This is a genomic window from Paraburkholderia dipogonis (assembly GCF_046027395.1).
GTDB classification, from domain to species: Bacteria; Pseudomonadota; Gammaproteobacteria; order Burkholderiales; family Burkholderiaceae; genus Paraburkholderia; species Paraburkholderia dipogonis_A.
In genome coordinates, this window is record NZ_JAQQEG010000004.1 from 1 (window position 1) to 20,349 (window position 20,349).

Annotated in this window: 19 protein-coding genes and 1 pseudogene; 17 read left to right on the forward strand and 3 right to left on the reverse strand. The window is 62.9% G+C overall.

The annotated features are described in order from the left end of the window. Positions 1-146 precede the first annotated feature (146 nt). The 7 genes from aceK to PQR32_RS05645 all read left to right on the forward strand — a co-directional run bounded on the left by aceK (position 147) and on the right by PQR32_RS05645 (position 8,235). Positions 147-1,985 (forward strand): bifunctional isocitrate dehydrogenase kinase/phosphatase, encoded by a 1,839-nt coding sequence (aceK, locus tag PQR32_RS05615; RefSeq protein WP_408223081.1) that lies wholly within the window; start codon positions 147-149, stop codon positions 1,983-1,985. A gap of 94 nt (positions 1,986-2,079) precedes the next feature. Then, positions 2,080-2,856, forward strand: coding sequence for a carbonate dehydratase (gene can / locus PQR32_RS05620; RefSeq protein WP_408223083.1), 777 nt, complete (start codon positions 2,080-2,082; stop codon positions 2,854-2,856). Beyond that, positions 2,849-4,042, forward strand: coding sequence for an acetyl-CoA C-acetyltransferase (locus PQR32_RS05625; protein ID WP_408223085.1), 1,194 nt, complete (start codon positions 2,849-2,851; stop codon positions 4,040-4,042). Before can ends, PQR32_RS05625 begins: the two co-directional genes overlap by 8 nt. A gap of 47 nt (positions 4,043-4,089) precedes the next feature. Further along, a complete protein-coding gene (locus PQR32_RS05630) occupies positions 4,090-4,767 on the forward strand; it encodes an SDR family oxidoreductase (RefSeq protein WP_408223087.1) in 678 nt (225 codons plus the stop codon). Between the two features lie 28 nt (positions 4,768-4,795). After that, complete coding sequence (locus tag PQR32_RS05635; RefSeq protein ID WP_408223089.1) at positions 4,796-5,926, forward strand: acyl-CoA dehydrogenase family protein; 1,131 nt, start codon at positions 4,796-4,798, stop codon at positions 5,924-5,926. A gap of 7 nt (positions 5,927-5,933) precedes the next feature. Continuing rightward, a complete protein-coding gene (locus tag PQR32_RS05640; protein ID WP_408223091.1) occupies positions 5,934-6,383 on the forward strand; it encodes a YchJ family protein in 450 nt (149 codons plus the stop codon). A 574-nt stretch (positions 6,384-6,957) separates the two neighbouring features. After that, positions 6,958-8,235 carry a dienelactone hydrolase family protein gene (locus tag PQR32_RS05645; protein ID WP_408223093.1) on the forward strand — a complete coding sequence of 426 codons (1,278 nt, stop codon included), beginning with the start codon at positions 6,958-6,960 and terminating at the stop codon, positions 8,233-8,235. Positions 8,236-8,238: 3 nt separating this feature from the next. On the opposite strand, the pseudogene PQR32_RS05650 reads toward PQR32_RS05645, so the two are convergent. Beyond that, a pseudogene (locus PQR32_RS05650) lies at positions 8,239-8,911 on the reverse strand (type VI secretion system amidase effector protein Tae4). 676 nt (positions 8,912-9,587) lie between these two features. On the opposite strand from PQR32_RS05650, the gene bioA reads away from it, so the two are divergent. Genes bioA through bioB form a run of 4 tightly spaced genes read left to right on the forward strand, consistent with a single transcriptional unit; the run spans position 9,588 to position 13,996 of the window. Beyond that, entirely contained in the window at positions 9,588-10,949 is a 1,362-nt protein-coding gene (gene bioA / locus PQR32_RS05655; RefSeq protein WP_408223095.1) for an adenosylmethionine--8-amino-7-oxononanoate transaminase, read from the forward strand. Next, a complete protein-coding gene (gene bioF / locus PQR32_RS05660; protein ID WP_408223097.1) occupies positions 10,949-12,133 on the forward strand; it encodes an 8-amino-7-oxononanoate synthase in 1,185 nt (394 codons plus the stop codon). Before bioA ends, bioF begins: the two co-directional genes overlap by 1 nt. Next, positions 12,130-12,879 carry a dethiobiotin synthase gene (gene bioD, locus PQR32_RS05665; RefSeq protein WP_408223099.1) on the forward strand — a complete coding sequence of 250 codons (750 nt, stop codon included), beginning with the start codon at positions 12,130-12,132 and terminating at the stop codon, positions 12,877-12,879. The genes bioF and bioD overlap by 4 nt, the downstream gene beginning before the upstream one ends. 34 nt (positions 12,880-12,913) lie before the next feature. After that, positions 12,914-13,996 (forward strand): biotin synthase BioB, encoded by a 1,083-nt coding sequence (gene bioB / locus PQR32_RS05670; protein ID WP_408223101.1) that lies wholly within the window; start codon positions 12,914-12,916, stop codon positions 13,994-13,996. A 94-nt stretch (positions 13,997-14,090) separates the two neighbouring features. On the opposite strand, the gene PQR32_RS05675 is transcribed toward bioB, so the two are convergent. Together PQR32_RS05675 and PQR32_RS05680 are read right to left on the reverse strand one after the other, a co-directional pair. After that, a complete protein-coding gene (locus PQR32_RS05675; protein WP_408223103.1) occupies positions 14,091-15,116 on the reverse strand; it encodes a sulfate ABC transporter substrate-binding protein in 1,026 nt (341 codons plus the stop codon). 136 nt (positions 15,117-15,252) lie between these two features. Further along, on the reverse strand, positions 15,253-15,855 hold the full coding sequence (locus PQR32_RS05680; protein WP_408223105.1) for an RBBP9/YdeN family alpha/beta hydrolase: 603 nt from the start codon (positions 15,853-15,855) through the stop codon (positions 15,253-15,255). Between the two features lie 325 nt (positions 15,856-16,180). On the opposite strand from PQR32_RS05680, the gene PQR32_RS05685 reads away from it, so the two are divergent. From PQR32_RS05685 to PQR32_RS05710, 6 genes are read left to right on the forward strand one after another with little or no spacing between them, the layout of a single operon-like run. After that, positions 16,181-17,122, forward strand: coding sequence for a 2-hydroxyacid dehydrogenase (locus PQR32_RS05685; RefSeq protein ID WP_408223107.1), 942 nt, complete (start codon positions 16,181-16,183; stop codon positions 17,120-17,122). 52 nt (positions 17,123-17,174) lie between these two features. Beyond that, the gene (locus tag PQR32_RS05690) at positions 17,175-18,101 is read left to right on the forward strand and encodes a hydroxymethylglutaryl-CoA lyase (RefSeq protein WP_408223109.1); all 927 of its coding nucleotides are present in this window, start codon (positions 17,175-17,177) and stop codon (positions 18,099-18,101) included. A gap of 54 nt (positions 18,102-18,155) precedes the next feature. Further along, positions 18,156-18,677 (forward strand): YbaK/EbsC family protein, encoded by a 522-nt coding sequence (locus PQR32_RS05695; protein ID WP_408223111.1) that lies wholly within the window; start codon positions 18,156-18,158, stop codon positions 18,675-18,677. Between the two features lie 13 nt (positions 18,678-18,690). After that, on the forward strand, positions 18,691-18,915 hold the full coding sequence (locus tag PQR32_RS05700; protein WP_408223466.1) for a DUF1289 domain-containing protein: 225 nt from the start codon (positions 18,691-18,693) through the stop codon (positions 18,913-18,915). After that, on the forward strand, positions 18,912-19,385 hold the full coding sequence (locus PQR32_RS05705; protein WP_408223113.1) for a MaoC family dehydratase: 474 nt from the start codon (positions 18,912-18,914) through the stop codon (positions 19,383-19,385). Before PQR32_RS05700 ends, PQR32_RS05705 begins: the two co-directional genes overlap by 4 nt. Further along, on the forward strand, positions 19,382-20,302 hold the full coding sequence (locus PQR32_RS05710) for an MBL fold metallo-hydrolase (RefSeq protein WP_408223115.1): 921 nt from the start codon (positions 19,382-19,384) through the stop codon (positions 20,300-20,302). Before PQR32_RS05705 ends, PQR32_RS05710 begins: the two co-directional genes overlap by 4 nt. The last annotated feature ends 47 nt before the right edge of the window (positions 20,303-20,349 follow it).

Here is a 20,349-nt window from a genome sequence, read left to right on the forward strand (position 1 = left end):
AAACAAACCCCCGCCGCGCGCGCGGCCCCACCGCGGCCCCCGCGAAGCCAAGCCGGCATGAACAATGGCGGCGCGATGCGTCGCGGGTCCACCCGAACGATACAATCACGGGTGTCTTCACGACATGAGACGAATGCACGGTCGACATGAATCACTTCCCCAAACTGTTGTCGTCGCAAATCGGCTTTGACCTCGCGCAGACGATGCTCGAAGGATTCGACCGGCATTACCGGATCTTTCGCGACGCCGCGATCCACGCCAAAACGCTCTTTGAAAAGGCCGACTGGCACGGTCTGCAGAAGCTCGCGCGCGATCGCATTACCTCGTACGACGAACGCGTCGATGAATGCGTCGAACTGCTCGAAGACGAATACGACGCGGAAAAAATCGACAGCGAAGTGTGGCAGCAGATCAAGCTGCATTACATCGGCCTTTTGACCACGCACCGCCAGCCGGAGTGCGCGGAAACGTTTTTCAATTCGGTGTGCTGCAAGATCCTGCACCGCTCGTACTTCAACAACGACTTCATTTTCGTGCGCCCGGCCATCTCGACCGAATACATCGAGAACGACGAACCGGCCGCGAAGCCGACCTACCGTGCGTACTATCCGGGCAAAGATGGGCTCGCGGCGACGCTCGAACGCATCGTCACGAACTTCCAGCTTGAACCGCCGTTCGAAGATCTGACGCGCGATGTCGGCTGCGTGATGCAGGCGATCCACGACGCGTTCGGCGTGTTCGACGAAGCAGCCAACTTTCAGATTCACGTACTCTCGTCGCTGTTCTACCGGAACAAGTCTGCGTATATCGTCGGACGGATCATCAACGGCGATCTGCTGCTGCCGTTCGCCGTGCCCTTGCGTCATGTGAAGCCGGGCGTGCTCGCGCTCGACACGGTGCTGCTCAAGCGCGACCAGTTGTTGATCATTTTCAGCTTCTCGCATTCGTACTTCCTGGTGGATATGGAAGTGCCGTCCGCTTACGTCGAATTTCTCGGCACCATCATGCCGGGCAAGCCGAAGGCGGAAATCTATACGTCGGTGGGTTTGCAGAAGCAGGGCAAGAATCTGTTCTATCGCGATCTGCTGCACCATCTGTCGCATTCGAGCGATCAGTTCATCGTCGCGCCCGGCATCAAGGGGCTCGTGATGCTGGTGTTCACGCTGCCGTCGTTTCCGTACGTGTTCAAGCTGATCAAGGACAACTTCCCGCCGCCGAAGGAAACCACGCGGGCGCAGATCCAGGGCAAGTATCAGCTCGTCAAACGGCACGACCGTTTGGGCCGCATGGCCGACACGCTCGAATATTCGAGCGTGGCGTTGCCTCGCTCTCGCCTCGACGACGCGCTGGTGCGTGAACTCGAAAAGGAAGTGCCGTCGCTGCTCGAATACGACGGCGACAACCTGGTGATTCGCCATATGTATATCGAGCGCCGCATGGTGCCGCTCAACCTGTTCCTGCAGAGCGGCAACGACGAGGACGTCGAGCACGGCATCAAGGAATACGGCAATGCGGTGAAGGAACTGATGCAGGCGAACATTTTCCCTGGCGACATGCTGTACAAGAACTTCGGCGTGACGCGTCATGGCCGCGTTGTGTTCTACGACTACGATGAAATCGAATACCTGACCGACTGCAACGTGCGCGCAGTGCCGGCGCCACGTAACGAGGAAGACGAAATGTCGGGCGAGCCGTGGTACTCGGTCGGCCCGCACGACATCTTCCCGGAAACGTACGGCACTTTTTTGCTCGGCGACCCACGCGTGCGCCGTTCCTTCATGCAGCATCACGCGGACTTCTTCGATCCTGCGCTATGGCAACGGCACAAGGATCATCTATTGAAGGGCGAACTGCCCGACTTTTTCCCGTACGACGACAGCGTGCGCTTCTGCAACCGCTATCCGGAACGCTTCGCCGATGCCGCCAGCGCTGCGTCACCCGCGCCGGATGCGCCAGCCGACGCGCGCAGCGTGCGGGTGGCGTGAAACTCATACGCCGCTCGCAGCGTTGACTGCCTCGTCCGAACCTTATGTAACGACATCGACCGGTCAATCGGTCGAGCAACCGCCAAGACGCACCATGAACACGAACGATTCCACTCCTGACAATCCGCTCTCCCATCTGTTCGACAACAACGAAGCGTGGGTCGCCCGCAAGCTGTCCGAAGACCCCGAGTATTTCTCTCGCCTCGCTCATCAGCAAACGCCTGAGTATCTGTGGATCGGCTGCTCCGATTCGCGCGTGCCGGCGAACCAGATCATCGGCTTGCCGCCGGGCGAAGTGTTCGTGCATAGAAACATCGCCAACGTGGTGGTGCATACCGATCTGAACTGCCTGTCGGTGATCCAGTTCGCCGTCGATCTGCTGAAGGTCAAGCACATCATGGTGGTCGGCCACTATGGCTGCTCGGGCGTCGGCGCGGCGCTGCATGGTCGTCGCGTAGGTCTCGCGGACAACTGGCTGCATCACGTGCAGGACGTGCGCACCAAGCACGCCGCTTTGATCGAGGAATGGCCGATCGGTGAGGCCCGTCACCGGCGCCTGGTCGAACTGAACGCGATCGAACAGGTGATGAACGTATGCCGCACCACCATCGTCAACGATGCGTGGGCGCGCGGCCAGGAGTTGACGGTACACGGCTGGGCGTACGGCGTGCACGACGGCAAGGTGCGCAATCTCGGCATGACGATCAGCGAGCCGGGCGCGCTCGATGCAACCTACCAGAAGTGCGTCGCGGCGGTGTCGGCCAGCGGCGCGCATCAGGCAGACAACGACGTGGTGGCCGCCGATGCGGCTCAGCTCGGCGACGTGCCGGCCATCGTCGAAGGCGTAATCAAGGAGCTTAAACATGAGTGAGACAAAAGGTGATCCGATCGTCATCGTGGGCGTGGCCCGCACGCCGATGGCGGCATTTCAAGGTGACTTCGCCGCGCTGACGGCGCCGCAGTTGGGCTCGGTGGCGATCCAGGGGGCCGTGCAGCGCGCGGGTCTGAAGCCCGAACAGATCGACGAAGTGGTGATGGGCTGCGTGCTGCCTGCGGGCCTCGGCCAGGCGCCCGCGCGTCAGGCCGCGCTCGGCGCCGGCTTGCCGCTCGCCACCGGCAGCACCACGGTCAACAAGATGTGCGGCTCTGGCATGCGCGCGGCGATGTTCGCGCACGACATGCTCGCCGCGGGTTCCGTCGATGTGATCGTCGCGGGCGGCATGGAAAGCATGACGAACGCGCCATACCTGCTGCCCAAAGCACGCAGCGGCATGCGCATGGGTCACGGCCAGGTGATCGACCACATGTTCTACGACGGCCTCGAAGACGCCTACGAAAAAGGCCGTCTGATGGGCACCTTCGCCGAGGAATGCGCGGCGTCGTTCGACTTCACGCGCGAGGCGCAGGATGCGTTCGCCGTCGAGTCGCTCAATCGTGCGAAGCGCGCGAACGAAGACGGCTCGTTCGCGTGGGAAATCGCGCCGGTGAAAGTGGAGAGCCGCAAGGGCGATGTCACCATCGATCGCGATGAGCAGCCGTTCAAGGCGAACCTCGAGAAGATTCCGACGCTCAAACCCGCGTTCAGTAAAACCGGCACGGTGACGGCGGCGAACTCGTCGTCGATTTCCGACGGCGCGGCGGCGCTAGTCATGATGCGCGAGTCGACGGCAAAGCGTCTTGGCGTCGAGCCGATCGCGCGCGTGGTCGGCCACTCGACTTTCGCGCAGGAACCGGCGAAGTTCACCACTGCGCCGGTCGGCGCGATTCGCAAGCTGTTCGAGAAGAACGGCTGGCGCGCCGACGAGGTCGATCTGTATGAGGTCAACGAAGCATTTGCTGTCGTGACGATGGCGGCCATGAAGGAACACCATCTGCCGCACGAGAAGGTCAACGTGAACGGTGGCGCCTGTGCGCTCGGCCATCCGATCGGCGCGTCGGGCGCGCGGATTCTGGTCACGCTGATCGGTGCACTGAAGAAGCGCGGACTGAAGCGCGGCGTCGCGACGCTGTGCATCGGCGGCGGCGAAGCGACGGCGATGGGTATCGAACTGGTGTAACGCGCGTTTTCACAGCGCGCTGTTTTGACGGCTTGTTGAGGTATTCGATGAAGACAGTGTTGATCGTCGGTGCGTCGCGCGGCATCGGCCAGGAGTTTGTACGGCAGTACAAAAAGAGCGGCTGGCGCGTGCTCGCCACCGCGCGCGACGGCGCCGCGCTCGACGCGTTGAACGAACTCGGCGCCGAGACTTTTTCGCTCGATGTGAGCGCGCCCGAGGAGATCGCCGCGCTCGGCTGGAAGCTCGACGGTGAACGGCTCGATGCGGCGATCCTGGTGTCGGGCGTGTACGGCCCACGCACGGAGGGCATCGAGACGGTTACCGCCGAAGACTTCGACCACGTCATGCACACCAACGTGCGCGGACCGATGCAATTGATGCCGATCCTGCTGCCGCTCGTCGAGAAGGCTGACGGCGTGTTCGCGGTGATCTCGAGCAAGATGGGCAGCATCGGCGACGCGAGCGGCACGACCGGCTGGCTGTATCGGGCGAGCAAGGCGGCGCTGAACGACGCGCTGAAACTCGCGTCGCTGGAAGCAAAGCGCGCCGCGTGCGTTTCGTTGCATCCGGGCTGGGTGCGCACCGATATGGGCGGCGCGCAGGCGGCGATCGATCCGGCGCGCAGCGTCAGCGGCATGCGTGAAGTGCTGGCGCAAGCCGCGGCCGCGCATGATGCGTTCAACGGCCGCTTCTATCAATACGACGGCACGCTGCTCGACTGGTGAGCAACGAGCTTGCTTGGGAGACACACTCATGGTGCTTGATCAGGATCACTTGATGGTCCGGGATGCGCTGCGCACCTTCGTGCGCGAAGCGATCACGCCGCATGCGGCGGCGTGGGACCGCGAGCGCACTTTTCCGCAGGACGTGCATCGGCAACTCGCCGGACTCGGCGCGTATGGCGTGCTGGTTCCGGAGGCATACGGCGGCGCGGGCATGGACGCGCTCGCGCTCGCGCTGATTCTCGAAGAGATCGCTGCGGGCGACGGCGGCACTTCGACGGCCATCTCCGTGAACAACTGCCCGGTGTGCAGCATTCTGCTGACCTATGGCAACGATGCGCAGAAACGCGACTGGCTGACGCCGCTCGCCCGTGGCGAAATGCTCGGCGCGTTTTGCCTGACCGAACCGCAAGCCGGTTCCGACGCTTCCGCGCTCCGAACCACCGCGACACGCGACGGCGACGCGTACGTGCTGAACGGCGTCAAACAGTTCATCACGAGCGGCAAGAACGGCAATGTCGCGATCGTGATGGCCGTGACCGACAAAGCCGCGGGCAAGCGCGGCATCAGCGCGTTTATCGTGCCCACCGATACGAAAGGTTACGTTGTCGCGCGAGTGGAAGACAAGCTCGGCCAGCATTCGTCGGATACGGCGCAGATCATTTTCGAGGACTGCCGCGTGCCGGCCGCGAACCTGATCGGCGCGGAAGGCGAAGGCTACCGGATTGCGCTATCGGGGCTCGAAGGCGGCCGCATCGGTATCGCCGCGCAAAGCGTCGGCATGGCGCGCGCTGCGTTCGAAGCGGCGTTGAGTTATGCGAAGGAGCGCGAAAGCTTCGGCGCGCCGCTCTTTTCACACCAGGCCGTGCAATTCCGCCTCGCCGACATGGCGACGCAACTCGAGGCCGCGCGCCAGTTGATCTGGCACGCCGCGTCGTTGAAGGACGCCGGCCAACCGTGCCTGACCGAAGCCGCGATGGCCAAGCTGTTCGCCTCCGAAGCCGCCGAGCGCATCTGTTCGGCCGCCTTACAGATTCATGGCGGCTACGGCTATCTGAGCGACTTTCCGGTCGAGCGCATTTACCGCGATGTGCGCGTGTGCCAGATCTACGAAGGCACCAGCGACATCCAGAAAATTTTGATCGCGCGCGGTCTTGGCTGAACGTCTGATGAATAGGCAACTGTTGTCAATGCAACGACCATCCGACTGCCCCTGCGGCGGCGCCGCGCCCGACCAGCGCAGCGGGGCCAAGGCGCCGCGCTTCGCGCAGTGCTGCGGACGCTATATCGACGGTGGTGAAGCCGCGCCACGAGCGCTTGAACTGATGCGTTCGCGCTATAGCGCGTATGTTGTGGGCGCAACGGACTATCTGCGCGCCACGTGGGCGCCGCATACCTGCCCCGCCGATCTCGACGTCGACCTGGGCGCACCCGACGCGCCGCGTTGGCTCGGACTGCAAATCAAGGCGTTTGCTGAAACCGGCGCCGATCACGCGACGGTCGAATTCGTCGCACGTTACAAGGTGGGCGGCCGCGCGCATCGGCTGCACGAGCTGAGCCGCTTCGTTCGCGGCGATGACGGCTACTGGCGCTACGTCGACGGCGACGTCAGCGAATAAGGTCCCTTTCTGCCCCTTACAAACCGCCGCAGCGTCCTTACGCCGCGCTCGCATATGGCCCTGTTAGCAGGGCTATTTTTTTGTTGGCGCGATGCCACACGACCCGCGCTACGCCTGATTGCTTCGGTGCGCCAAACACCGGTGAGGCCTGCATCGGCCGGCCTCAGGCGACGAAACAGCACGCGGCAATTTTTGCGCCGCGGGTTCTCCTTGATTGCACAAAACAAAATTGTCGTGCCAGGATGAGGCCGTAGCTTCATGACGTCACGTTGCGAGAGCCGGTCCATACCAACTCCGCAAAATGCGCAGGAAGCCCTGCCAGGCACCAGACAGTGTGGTTCCGGCGGCGGCTTTCAGGCAGCAGGCGTGGCGCTCATCATCGGCGCGTGGGGTCGCGTCGGCCGTTTGGGTTCATCCCGTGCGATCTCGATTAGCGTGCGTGCGCCTCTGGCGCACTCCGTACGCGAGTGTGTTTTTGTTTGTCGAAAACCTGCCTGAAAGGCAAATGTCAGCAATGACTTTCGACGAACAGGCATCACGGTGTTCAGGGCAGGTTTTTGAGGCAGGTGCGTGAATGGTGTTCAGCAAGGTTCTGACGAAGTGTGCGGTGATCTGTGCAGCGGCTACGTGCGCTGTCGCACTCGCGCACGCCGACCCGCTCGCGGACACCCAGCCGGGACCGTTGACCCGCGCACACGTGCCGCGCATCGCGCTCGACGACGACGTCTATCTGCCCACCGCAGGTCTCAACGAACAGATCATCCGCGTGCCGGTCGATGCAGCCGGCACGGTCACTCTCGAAACGACGATCTACAAACCGGACGGCGCAGGCCCGTTTCCGATGATCGTTTTCAACCACGGCAAGATTCCCGGCGATCCCCACACGCAGGAACGCAGCGACCCGCTGCCGTTCGCGCGCGAATTCGTGCGCCGCGGCTACGTGGTGGTGGCGCCGAACCGCCAGGGTTTCGGCCAGTCGGACGGCGTGTATCAGCAGGATGGTTGCGACGTCGAAAAGAACGGCATCGGCCAAGCCGGTGATGTCGCCGCGACAGTCGAGTTCATGTCGAAGCAGCCTTACGTGGACGCCACGCATATCGTCGTGGCCGGCACCTCGCACGGCGGTCTTGCGACGATGGCGTACGGCACGGAAGCCGCGTCGGGCGTGCGCGCGTTGATCAACTTCTCGGGCGGCTTGCGGCAGGACGCGTGCAGCGACTGGCAGGGCAACCTGACGCGTGCATTCGGCGCGTATGGCGAGAAGACTAAAGTGCCGTCGCTGTGGATGTATGGCGATAACGATTCGGTCTGGAACGCACCGTTGGTGGCGGGCATGTATGCCGCTTATGGCGCGCATGGCGCGAGCGCGAAGATGGTGGATTTCGGCAACTACAAGAACGATGCGCATCGTTTGGTCGGCGACCGCGATGGTGTGCATGTGTGGTGGCCCGCTGTCGAGGCTTTCCTTGCGCAGGTGGGCATGCCGACTGGTGTGCAGTATCGGGTGTCGGATCCGTCCATGCCGAAGGCGAGCGGGTTTGCTGCTGTCGATGCGGTCGACGCCGTGCCGTTTGTCGATGAAGCCGGGCGTAATGGGTATCGGAATTTCTTGCATCAGTTTCCTAGCCGGGCGTTTGCTGTGTCTGACTCGGGGGCCTGGTCCTGGGCTGAAGGTGGTGATGATCCGATGTCGGTCGCGGTGGCGAATTGTCAGAAGCAGTCTTCCGCGCCTTGCCGATTGTATGCGGTAAATAGCTCTGTTGTTTGGGGGGAGCAGTCTTCGCAGACGGCTGATGGTGGGTCTGCTGCTGGCGGCGCCGATGCGCGGCGGGCTATTGCTAGTCGCGAATAGAAGTTAGGGTTTTTGCCTGCTCGGCGGGTGTTGCTTCTCTGTGATCTCTAAGGCGTTGGCCTTTCCTTGAATTCTTTGTGGTCTATTGGCGTTGCCCCTAGAGTTTCGGAGGTCTGACCATCCGAAATCCGTTCCGGGAAGAAATGATTGAAATCCTAGAACACGCGAGAATGTCGCTATCGCATCCGGTGCGCTGCTGACCGTCAGGCGCGAGCCATTCCAAAGGTCAATGTGGCCGCCGCTTGCGTTAGTCGCATCTTCGCCGTGTCGCGTCCAATATCGCGAGAATTCGATAATGCCGGTTCGGCCTTTGACCTTGCTTTGCCAATCGCTACCTGTAATGTCCTCGGGTGCTAGCAGACCCGCGAAAGGACGTAACTTGAGCCACTCGGCTAGCTCGTCGGCACGCGAAGCTGTGCTTTTCCCGTCCACTAGAATCCGGTCAGGCCGATGATAAGACTTCATCGCAATCCCAATGTTGTGAAATGTCACACTCATGCGGATCGCGCACTAGTTACCATAACCGGGAGGCGCCCGTCCTGTCGCTGGATCTCTGTACGGATCGCCTGAGGCGATAGTTATCCCACAACTCCTGAAAAGTAAGTACTTTCAGTTTTACTACCTTGACGGAGTCGGGAGTTGAATTCGTTCTAACAACAGTAGGCCTGTTTGGCATCAGTTTTCTTCCTCTCTCGCAGCACGATACGTCTCCGAATGTCGTGCTAAAGCGTCGTCGCCCCAATAGATCGTGAAATTTGCAGAGGTATTGGTAGAGAGGTGCGGCAAGGGCTTGCCAGAATCAGCCAGTCCAAAAAAGACACGCCCATCCTCCGTCTCAATGAAATACGGGTAGTCGTATATAGCTGCGGCTTGTGCGATGGGTCGGCCTGGCGAGCCTAGTAGCAACGTGCCAGGAGCGATATCAGATTGGTTCGAAATGTTGATCCAGGTCGGAGTCCACCCTGTTCGGAAAGGATTTCCTGCGATGCACTCGCCCATAGACCACTGTGATCTCTGAGATTGCCCCCGGAACACACCAAAAACCCGCTGAGCCAACCAAACCCTCATATTCTCGCCAGTAATGCCCAACTACTTTGCCGTCGCTAACTCCCTCGATCTGCGACGTTCACAAAAAAACAGACTCCACCTGCACCGAACATCGCGCAAACCCCAGCGCCGCGGGCAAAACACGCCCGGAATCCCCTAGTGCAAAGCACGAAACAAACCGCTAATCTCGACCCCGCGAGCCCGCTAAACCCACGCAAAGCGGTCAAAAAACACGAGCAACACGACTGAAAGGCCCTAAAAAAGCCACGCCGCGCAGCGGCAAAAAAGCATCCCTGGAGCACCCCTTGGAAAAGTCAGCAACCCCCTCAGCAGCCCCCGAAGACTGGGTCGCCCGCAGCCTCCGCGCCGTCTGGCACCCCTGCACGCAGATGAAGCACCACGAACGCCTGCCGCTGGTGCCCGTCGCGCGCGGCCAAGGCGTGTGGCTCTACGATCGCGCCGGTCATCGTTATCTGGATGCCATCAGCTCCTGGTGGGTCAACCTGTTCGGTCACGCCAACCCGCGCATCAACGCGGCACTGAAAGACCAGCTCGACACGCTCGAACACGCGATGCTCGCCGGCTGCACGCACGAACCGGCCATCGAACTCGCCGAGCGCCTCAGCGCGCTCACGAATAACACGCTAGGCCATGCGTTCTTCGCATCGGATGGCGCGTCCGCCGTCGAAATCGCCCTGAAGATGAGCTTCCACTCGTGGCGCAATCGCGGTTTCGCCGATAAGCAAGAATTCGTCTGTGTCGCCGACAGCTATCACGGCGAAACCATCGGCGCGCTCGGCGTCACCGATGTCGCGCTCTTCAAGGACGCCTACGATCCGCTGATCCGCCACGCGCACGTCGTGGCATCGCCCGACGCGCGCCTCGCGCAAGCGGACGAAACCGCCGCCGATGTCGCCCGCCGTGCGCTCGATCACGTTCGCTCGCTGTTCGACGCGCGCGCCGCAAAAATCGCCGCGTTGATCGTCGAGCCGCTCGTGCAGTGCGCGGCCGGCATGGCCATGCACGACGCGTCGTATATCGCGGGATTGCGCGCCTTGTGCGATCAGTACGGCGTGCATCTGATCGCCGATGAAATCGCCGTCGGCTGCGGACGCACCGGCACCTTCTTCGCATGCGAACAGGCCGGCATCTGGCCGGACTTTCTCTGTCTGTCGAAAGGCATCAGCGGCGGCTATCTGCCGCTCTCGATCGTGCTGTCCCGTGATGAAATTTTCGAAGCCTTCTATCACGACGACACCGCGCGTGGCTTTCTGCACTCGCATTCGTACACCGGCAATCCGCTCGCGTGCCGCGCTGCGCTCGCCACGCTCGATCTGTTCGCGAGCGACAACGTGCTCGCCGTCAACGCGCAGAAGTCCGCGAAGCTGAAGGCCGCGCTCGCGCCGCTCGCGGAGCACAAGCAAGTCCGCGATCTGCGCCAGTGCGGCACGATCTTCGCATTCGACGCCGTGATCGATGATGCTCAGCAAGCCAAAACATTCTCGCGCCGCTTCTTCGAAAACGCGTTGCAACGCGAACTGCTGCTGCGCCCGATTTCGACCACGGTGTATCTGATGCCTCCTTATATCCTCGACGACGAAGAACTCGCGCTGCTCGCCTCGCGCACGTGCGAAACCTTCGAAGCCACGCTCGCTGAGACCCGCTAATGCACCTGCTTGACACGCTCGCCGAAGGCCTCAAGGAAATCGACGCGCGCGGCCTGCGCCGTCGCCGCCGCACCGCCGACACGCCGTGCGCGGCACACATGACAGTTGACGGCCGCGAGATCATCGGCTTCGCCAGTAACGACTATCTCGGCCTCGCCGCGCATCCGCAACTCATCGCGGCGATCGCGGAAGGCGCGCAACGCTACGGCGCGGGTAGCGGCGGCTCGCATCTGCTCGGCGGCCACTCGCGCGCGCATGCGCAACTCGAAGACGATCTCGCGGAATTCGCGGGCGGCTTCGTCGACAACGCGCGCGCGCTCTACTTCAGCACCGGCTATATGGCGAATCTCGCCACGCTCACCGCGCTCGCGGGCCGCGGCACGACGCTCTTCTCCGATGCGCTGAATCACGCGTCACTGATCGACGGCGCGCGCCTGTCCCGTGCCGACGTGCAGATCTATCCGCACTGCGATACGGAAGCGCTGAGCGCGATGCTTGAAGCGTCGGACGCCGATGTCAAAGTGATCGTCTCCGATACCGTCTTCAGCATGGACGGCGATATCGCGCCGCTGCCGCGTCTGCTCAAACTCGCGGAGCAACACGGCGCGTGGCTGATCGTCGACGACGCGCACGGTTTCGGCGTGCTCGGCCCGCAAGGCCGCGGCGCGATCGCACAAGCCGCGCTGCGCTCGCCGAACCTCATTTCGATCGGCACGCTCGGCAAAGCGGCCGGCGTCTCCGGCGCATTTGTCACAGCACATGAGACGGTGATCGAATGGCTCGTGCAGCGCGCGCGTCCGTACATCTTCACCACGGCGTCGGTGCCGGCCGCGGCGCACGCGGTGTCGGCGAGCCTGCGCATCATCGGTGGCGAGGAAGGCGACGCACGGCGCGCGCATCTTCTGCAATTGATCGAACGCACGCGCGCCATGCTGAAGGCGACGCCCTGGCTACCGGTCGACTCGCATACGGCTGTGCAACCGCTCATCATCGGCGCGAACGACGCCACGCTCGATATCGCGGCCACGCTCGATCGCGCGGGTCTGTGGGTGCCGGCGATCCGCCCACCGACCGTGCCCAGCGGCACGTCGCGTTTGCGTATTTCGCTGTCGGCCGCGCACTCGCAAGCGGACCTCGATCGGCTCGAAGCAGGCTTGCAACAACTCGGAGCGAAAGCGGCATGAGTAGCGCAGTTCAAAACGCACTGTCCGTATTCGTTACCGGCACCGATACGGAAATCGGCAAGACGTTCGTCTCGTCGGCGCTGTTGCGCGGCTTCGTTCGCGAAGGCCTGCAAGCCGCCGCGATGAAGCCAATCGCCGCTGGCGCATTCGAACTGAACGGCGTACTGCATAACGAGGACGCGGACCAACTCGACGCCGCCTCGAATGTTCTGCTGCCGCCCGCAATGCGCACGCCGTATCTGCTGAAGGAACCGGCCGCGCCGCACATCGCGGCCGCGCTGGAAAACGTCACGTTCGATCTCGACCATATCGTCGACTGTCATGCGCAGGCGCTCAAGCGCGCGGAGATCGTCGTCGTGGAGGGTGTCGGCGGCTTTCGTGTGCCGTTGACGGCCACTCAGGACACCGCCGATCTCGCCGTCGCCCTGAAGCTGCCGGTCGTGCTGGTGGTCGGCATGCGGCTCGGCTGCATCAGCCATGCGCTGCTGACCGCCGAAGCGATCGCCGCGCGTGGGCTCACGCTCGCCGGCTGGGTCGCGAACCGCATCGATCCGGACATGACGTTCCCCGACGAAAACATCGCGTCGATCCGCGAGCATCTCGCCCGCGAATACGACGCGCCGCTGCTCGGTATCGTGCCGCATCTGAGTCCGGCTTCGCCCGAGTTCGCAGCGGACCAACTCGACATCAAACGGCTTTTGCAGACGCTGCGTGACATGCGAACACAAACGCAAACGCAGCGCTGAATCACCATCACATCCATCCATGAGGATTGACGACATGACGCAACTGAACATCGCTCCCACGGCTGCCGACACGGCTGCGGCAAACAACAATGCCAACGCTGCCGCAACGAAACAGGTCGCGCGCTGGCGCGTCGCCGACATCGTCGCGTTGTACGAACTGCCGTTCAACGACCTGATGTTCAAGGCACAACAAACCCATCGCGAGCATTTCGATGCGAACACCGTGCAACTGTCGACGCTGCTGTCGATCAAGACCGGCGGCTGCGAAGAGGATTGCGCGTACTGTCCGCAGTCAGTGCATCACGACACGGGCCTGCAAGCCGACAAGCTGATGCCGGTCGACGAAGTGCTCGCCGCAGCGAAAGTCGCCAAGGAAAACGGCGCGACGCGATTCTGCATGGGTGCCGCGTGGCGTAATCCGAAAGACCGTCACCTCGAACCGATCAAGGACATGATTCGCGGCGTCAAGGCCATGGGGCTGGAAACCTGCGTAACGCTCGGCATGCTCGAAACACATCAGGCGCAAGGACTGCGCGAAGCGGGCCTCGACTATTACAACCACAACCTCGATACGTCGCCAGAGTTCTACGGGCAGATCATTTCCACACGCACGTATCAGGACCGCCTCGACACGCTCGAACGCGTGCGCGATGCGGGCATCAATGTGTGCTGCGGCGGGATTGTCGGCCTGGGTGAATCGCGTCGTGAGCGCGCCGGCCTGATCGCGCAACTGGCGAACATGGAGCCGTATCCGGAATCGGTGCCCATCAACAATCTGGTGCAGGTGGAAGGCACGCCGCTGACCGGCACCGAAGCGATCGACCCGTTCGAATTCGTGCGCACGATCGCGATTGCACGCATCACCATGCCGCGCGCGATGGTGCGTCTATCGGCGGGCCGCGAGCAGATGGACGAAGCGTTGCAGGCATTGTGCTTCCTCGCCGGCGCGAATTCGATTTTCTACGGCGACCAGTTGCTGACCACCAGCAACCCGCAAGCAGAAGCCGACCGCAAGCTGCTCGAACGTCTCGGCATTCGCGCCGAGGCCGCGCAACAGATGCCGCTCGATCAAAGCGGCTGCGAGCATGGCTGTGATAAACATGCTGCGCCGAACTGAACGCATGCACCGCGTGAGATAGAGCACGCGCAATAAAAAAGGCTGCCTCGTTTTTTCGAGGCAGCCTTTTTTACTTACTTACAAAGCCGAAAATTTACTTCTTGTCGACGATGATCTGATCAAACGTCCCGCCATCCGAGAAATGCGTTTGCTGCGCTTTCTGCCAGCTACCGAACATCTCTTCCACCGTGAACGTCTTGATCGGCTTGAACTCCGCCGCATGCTTCGCCAGCACGGTCTTGTCACGCGGACGCAGATGATGCTGCGCGATGATGTCCTGCGCGGCCGGCGACCACAGATAGTCGAGATACGCCTGCGCTTCCTTGCGCGTGCCGCGCTTGTCGACCACCTTGTCGACGATGGAAACCGGCGGCGCGGCCAGCAGACTCACCGACGGATACACCGCCTCGAAATTGCCCCCGCCCACGCCCGTGTCCATCAGCGCTACTTCGTTTTCGAATGTCACCAGCACGTCGCCGATACCGCGTTGCGTGAACGTGGTCGTCGCGCCGCGGCCGCCCGTATCCAGCACCGGCACGTTCCTGAAGATTTCTTTTTCGAAGTCGAGCGCCTGCGCATCGGTGCCGCCGTGCTGCTTGCGATAACCCCAGGCGGCCAGATACGCGTAGCGTCCGTTGCCCGATGTCTTCGGATTCGCGATGATTACCTGCACGCCCGGCTTGGCGAGATCGTCCCAGTCCTTGATGTGCTTCGGATTGCCCTTGCGTACCAGGAACACCATCGTCGTGGTGTACGGCGCGCTGTCGTCCGGCAGACGAGCGCGCCAGTTGGCCGGCACCAGTTGGCCTTTCTCGGCGAGCAGGTCGATGTCGTTCGGCTGGTTCATCGTCACCACGTCGGCCTGCAGGCCTTGCAGCACCGACAGCGCTTGCGCGCTCGACGCGCCATGTGACTGGCGGATCGACACGTTCTCACCGCTCTTCTGCTTGTACGCGGCGATGAAGCCGGCGTTGATGTCCTTGTACAGTTCGCGCGTTACGTCGTACGACACGTTGAGCAGCGATGTATCCGCGTGCGCCGTCGACATGCCCGCCAGCGCGAGCGTGATTGCCGTCATGCCGACTGCCAGCCAGCGCGATGTCCCCGTCTTGCCTGCCATCTTGTCCCCGCCTATCGATGATGAAAACCAGTGGCCGCACGAACGTGCAGCGTGAAGCGGGATTCTAACGGATCGCTTACTCGGCCAGTGGCCCGTTCGCGCGTCACTCGATGCGCGAACGCCGCGGCCCAATCACTCACACGAACGCATGCTGTACGGCCTCGAACGACTCCTCGCGAAACCGCAGCGGCGCCGCGCAATGCACCAGCGTATCGACGAAATACTTGGCGCGCGGCCACGGACCGAAACCGGCTGCAGTGTTGATATGCCCCGCGTCCCCGAGATTGACGAACGCGCTGCCGAAGCGCTGCGCGAGATCGCGCGAACCGGCGAGCGGCATCCACGGATCGGTTTCACTGCCGATCAGAATCGAGGGCACACCGAGACGCCGCGCGTCGAACGGTCCCGCGAAGGCGAATTTCTGCGGACTCGCAGGCGCCACGAACAGCACGCCCACCACGTCGTTCGCATAGGAGGCCTGCTGCAATGCGTACGCAGTCGCAAGGCAGCCGAAGCTATGTGCGGCCAGCACGAACGGCCCGCGCTCGCGCGCCAGCAGATCGCGCAGCGATTTCGACCACGACGCGAGGTCCGGCGCGTCCCAGTCGGCTTGCTCGACGCGTAGCGAGCGCGCGAACTGCCGCTCCAGCCAGGTCTGCCAGTGCGCGCCCTCGCTGCCGTGCAGACCGGGTACGGTGACGAGCCGCGGCGGCCATGTCGATTTGGTGCATGAAAGCATGTGTGTGCCTCGCTGCGGGAATCCGGGTAATGATTGTCCCGCCGGGCGCCGCGCGGGCGAACCAAGTTTTTGTGCTTTGTTTATCGGACAAACGCGCGGGCAAATGCGCCGCCAGATATGGGCCACGCGGCGGAAAACTCACCACCGAACCGCACGCCCGTGCGCAAACGCGCGCGATTCGCGTCGAAAAAGTAGAATGAAGCCTATCCATAAAAGGAGGAGGCCTCATGCCGCAAGCGTCGTCCGCAACGCCGCAATCGTCGCGCCGGTCATGCCGTGGCTTCTTCGTCTCCAGACCCGATCTCGCAGGCACCTTCCGGACCGTATGAAAATCCTCTTCTACATGCCGCATGCCGACGCCGCCGCGTGGCTGCACGACTTCGCCCGCGCATTGCCGGACGCCGATCTGCGTGAATGGCAACCGGGCGACAGCGCGCCGGCCGACTTCGCGGTCGTATGGCGTCCGCCGCGCGAGATGCTGGCCGGCCGCGACGATCTGCGCGCGATCTTCAATCTCGGCGCGGGCGTCGACGCGATCCTCGCGCTCGAACACGAACAGCCCGGCACGTTGCCGCGCAACGCGCAGTTGATCCGGCTGGAGGACACCGGCATGGCGCCGCAAATGGCCGAGTATGTGACGCACGCGGTGCTGCGCTACCTGCGCCGTTTCGACGAGTATCAGACGCTGCAAAACGAGCGCCGTTGGGAAGTGCTCGAACCGCATCCGCGTGACACCTTCACGGTCGGCGTGCTGGGACTCGGCGTGCTCGGCGCGCATGTCGCACGAGCGCTCGCGCCGTTCGGCATGCCGGTGCGCGGCTACAGCCGCAGCCCGCGGCAGATCGACGGCATCACGACGTTCGCCGGCGAAGCGCAACTCGACGCGTTTCTCGACGGCGTGAAAGTGCTGGTCAATTTGCTGCCGCATACTCCGGATACGGGCGACGTGCTGAACGCGCGCACCTTCGCAAAGCTCGCGCAAGGCGCATATCTGATCAACGTGGCGCGCGGCGGGCATCTGGTCGAACAGGATTTGCTCGACGCGCTCGCAAGCGGGCAGCTCACCGCCGCCACGCTCGACGTGTTCCGCGAAGAACCGTTGCCACCGGATCATCTGTTCTGGCAGGAGCCGCGCATCACAATCACGCCGCACGTGTCCGCGCTGACGTTGCGCGAAGAAAGCGTCGCCCAGGTCGCGCAGAAGATCACCGCGCTCGTGCGCGGTGACACGGTCAGCGGCGTGGTGAATATCGAACGCGGATACTGAACCTATCGAATCCCATTGAAGGAGCGCCGCCACGCGCGGCAGGAGACACATCATGGCCCTACCCCAGCAAGTGAAAATCGTCGAAGTCGGTCCGCGTGACGGACTGCAGAACGAAAAAGATTTCGTATCCACCGCGACCAAGATCGAGTTGATCAACCGTTTGTCGGCGGCGGGCTTCCGTAATGTCGAGGCCGCTTCGTTCGTGTCGCCGAAATGGGTGCCGCAGATGGCCGACGGCGCCGACGTGATGGCCGGCATCGAACGCCGCCCCGGCACGATCTACTCGGTGCTGACGCCGAATCTGCGCGGCTTCGAGGGCGCGCTCGCCGCGCGTGCCGACGAGATCGTGATTTTCGGCGCCGCCAGCGAAGCGTTTTCGCAGAAGAACATCAACTGCAGCATTGCGGAAAGTATCGACCGGTTCGCGCCCGTCGCACAGGCAGCGAAGGAAAACGGCCTGCGGATTCGCGGCAGCGTGTCGTGCGCGTTGGGCTGTCCGTATCAGGGCGAAGTGCCGGTCGCGTCGGTAGTGGATGTGGTGCAGCGTTTCGCGGCGCTCGGCTGCGACGAGATCGATATCGCCGATACGATCGGCGTCGGCACGCCGAAGCGCACGCGTGAAGTGTTCGAGGCGGTCACGCAGGTATTTCCGCGCGAGCGTCTATCCGGCCACTTCCACGACACCTATGGTCAGGCGCTCGCCAACATCTACGCGGCGTTGCAGGAAGGCATCGAGATTTATCACGCGTCGGTGGCGGGCCTCGGCGGCTGTCCGTATGCGAAGGGCGCGACTGGCAACGTCGCGACCGAAGACGTGTTGTATCTGATGAACGGCCTCGGCATCGAGACCGGCATCGACCTCGCGCAAGTCGTGGCGATCGGCGATTTCATCTCGACGTCGATCGGTAAGCCGAATGTCTCGCGCGCCGGTAAAGCGCTGCTCGCCAAAGCGCGAAGCGAAGCGGCCAACTGCGTTTGATGCTGGCGCAATGCGACCGCCCAACACTCACGCAATCAATCAGGACCTGAAACGATGACGGACCACGCTTCTCTCGAATCCGACGATCTCACCGAATTGCCCGACTCGGCGCGCCGCGTCGCGCTGCTGTTGCGCGAACGCGGTCACGCGGGTCGAATCGTAATGCTGCCGGAAACCGGCAAGACCTCCGCCGAAGCCGCCGCGGGTCTCGGCTGCTCGGTCGCGCAGATCGCCAAGTCGATCCTGTTTCGCCGCCGTGAAGACGACGCGCCGGTATTGGTGATCGCGAGCGGCGCGAATCGCGTCGACGAAAAGAAAGTCGCCGCGCAGGTCGGCGACATCGGCCGGGCGGACGCGAAGTTCGTCCGCGAAAAAACCGGTTATGCGATCGGCGGCGTCTGTCCGATCGGTCATGCGACCGAGCCGGTCACGCTGATCGACGCGGATCTGCTCGAGCTCGACAGTCTGTGGGCCGCCGCGGGTCACCCGCATGCGGTGTTCAATCTGACGGCGCAGGAACTGATCGCGCTCACCGGCGCGCCAGTGATCGACGTGGCGCTGCGCGAGACGGCGTGACGCGATGACGATGATGACAGCAGGCCTCGATAACGAAGACCACCACGCCGTGCCGTCGCCTTGCATCAACGTGTGCAGGATGGACGCGTCGACCGGCTGGTGCGAAGGATGCCTGCGCACCATCGACGAAATCGCCGGCTGGTCCCTGTTCGACGACGACGCGAAGCGCGCGGTCTGGGATGCGATCGAGGCGCGCCACGCGGAGCTCGTCGCGAGCCAAACGAAGGTGCAGCGATGAACGCCGCGCCGCGCGTCGTCACGGTTGGCGAAACGTTCAGTTCGACGCTGGAGCTATCCGCGGAGTCGGTGAAATCGTTCGCTGCGCTCGTCAACGACTACAACCCGCTGCATCACGACGAAGCGTATGCCGCGCAAAGCCGCTTCGGCGGCCTGATCGCATCCGGCACGCAACCGACCGCGCATTTCATGGCGCTGCTCGCGACGCATTATTCGTCCTACGCGCAACCGCTCGGTCTCGAGTTCGATATCAAGCTGAAGAAAGCCGTCCATGCGAACGACACGCTCACGATCACCTGGCGCGTGAAGGACGCTTACTGGAAGCCGAGCCTCAACGGCGATCTGACGCATCTGGAAGGTTCGGTCGTGAATCAGCGTGGCGAGACCATGCTGGTCGGTTCGTCGACGATTCTCGTGATGGCGAAACCGGAAGCGTCCGCGAATACAAACGCCGCGCGCGACCCATCATGATCACGCTACCGGAATCGATCCGGGTTTTCGAACGCGGCTGGCTCTCGTCGAACAACGTGCTGCTGGTGGACGACACCTGCGCCGCGCTTGTCGATACCGGCTATGCCACGCACGCGCCGCAAACGCTCGCCCTCGTGCGGCAAGCACTCGGCGCGCGGCCGCTCGATCTCATCGTCAACACGCATCTGCATTCGGACCATTGCGGCGGCAACGCACTCCTGCAGGCGACGTGGCCGTGCCGTACCGTCATTCCGGCCTCGGAAGCCGGCGCTGTGCAGGATTGGGACGAAGCGCGCCTCACGTTTCGCGCCACCGGCCAGCGCTGCGAGCGCTTCACCTTCACCGGAACGATTGCGCCCGGCGCACAGTTGCGGCTCGGCGCGCTCGATTGGGATGTGCTCGGCGCGCCTGGCCACGATCCGCATTCGCTAATGCTCTACTGCGCGGAGGAGCGCATCCTGATCAGCGCGGACGCACTGTGGGAAAACGGCTTCGGCGTCATCTTTCCCGAATTGGAAGGCGAAAGCGGTTTCGCCGAGGAGCAAGCCGTGCTGGAAGCCATTGCGAAGCTCGACGTGCGCCTCGTGATCCCCGGCCATGGCGCACCCTTCATGAATGTCGAACAGGCGCTTGAACGCGCGTTTTCGCGTGTTGCGTGGCTGCGCGCCGATCCGGCACGCAATGCAAAGAATGCGCTGAAGGTGCTGATCGTGTTCAAGCTGCTCGAAGTCCGTGCAATGGGCTTCGACACCTTACTGCACATGCTCGACGACGCCAGTGTGATGCGCGCCGCCGCGTCGATGCTCAAGCCGCGCGGCGAGTGGCCCGCGCTGGTGAAAGGGATCGTCGATGAGTTGGCGGGCAAGAACGGACCGCTGGAGGTGGATGGAGCGCGGATCGTCGCGCGCGCTGCCTGACGCGCCGCCGCTAACACAGGCACACGAGAAACCGTCGCTACAAAAAG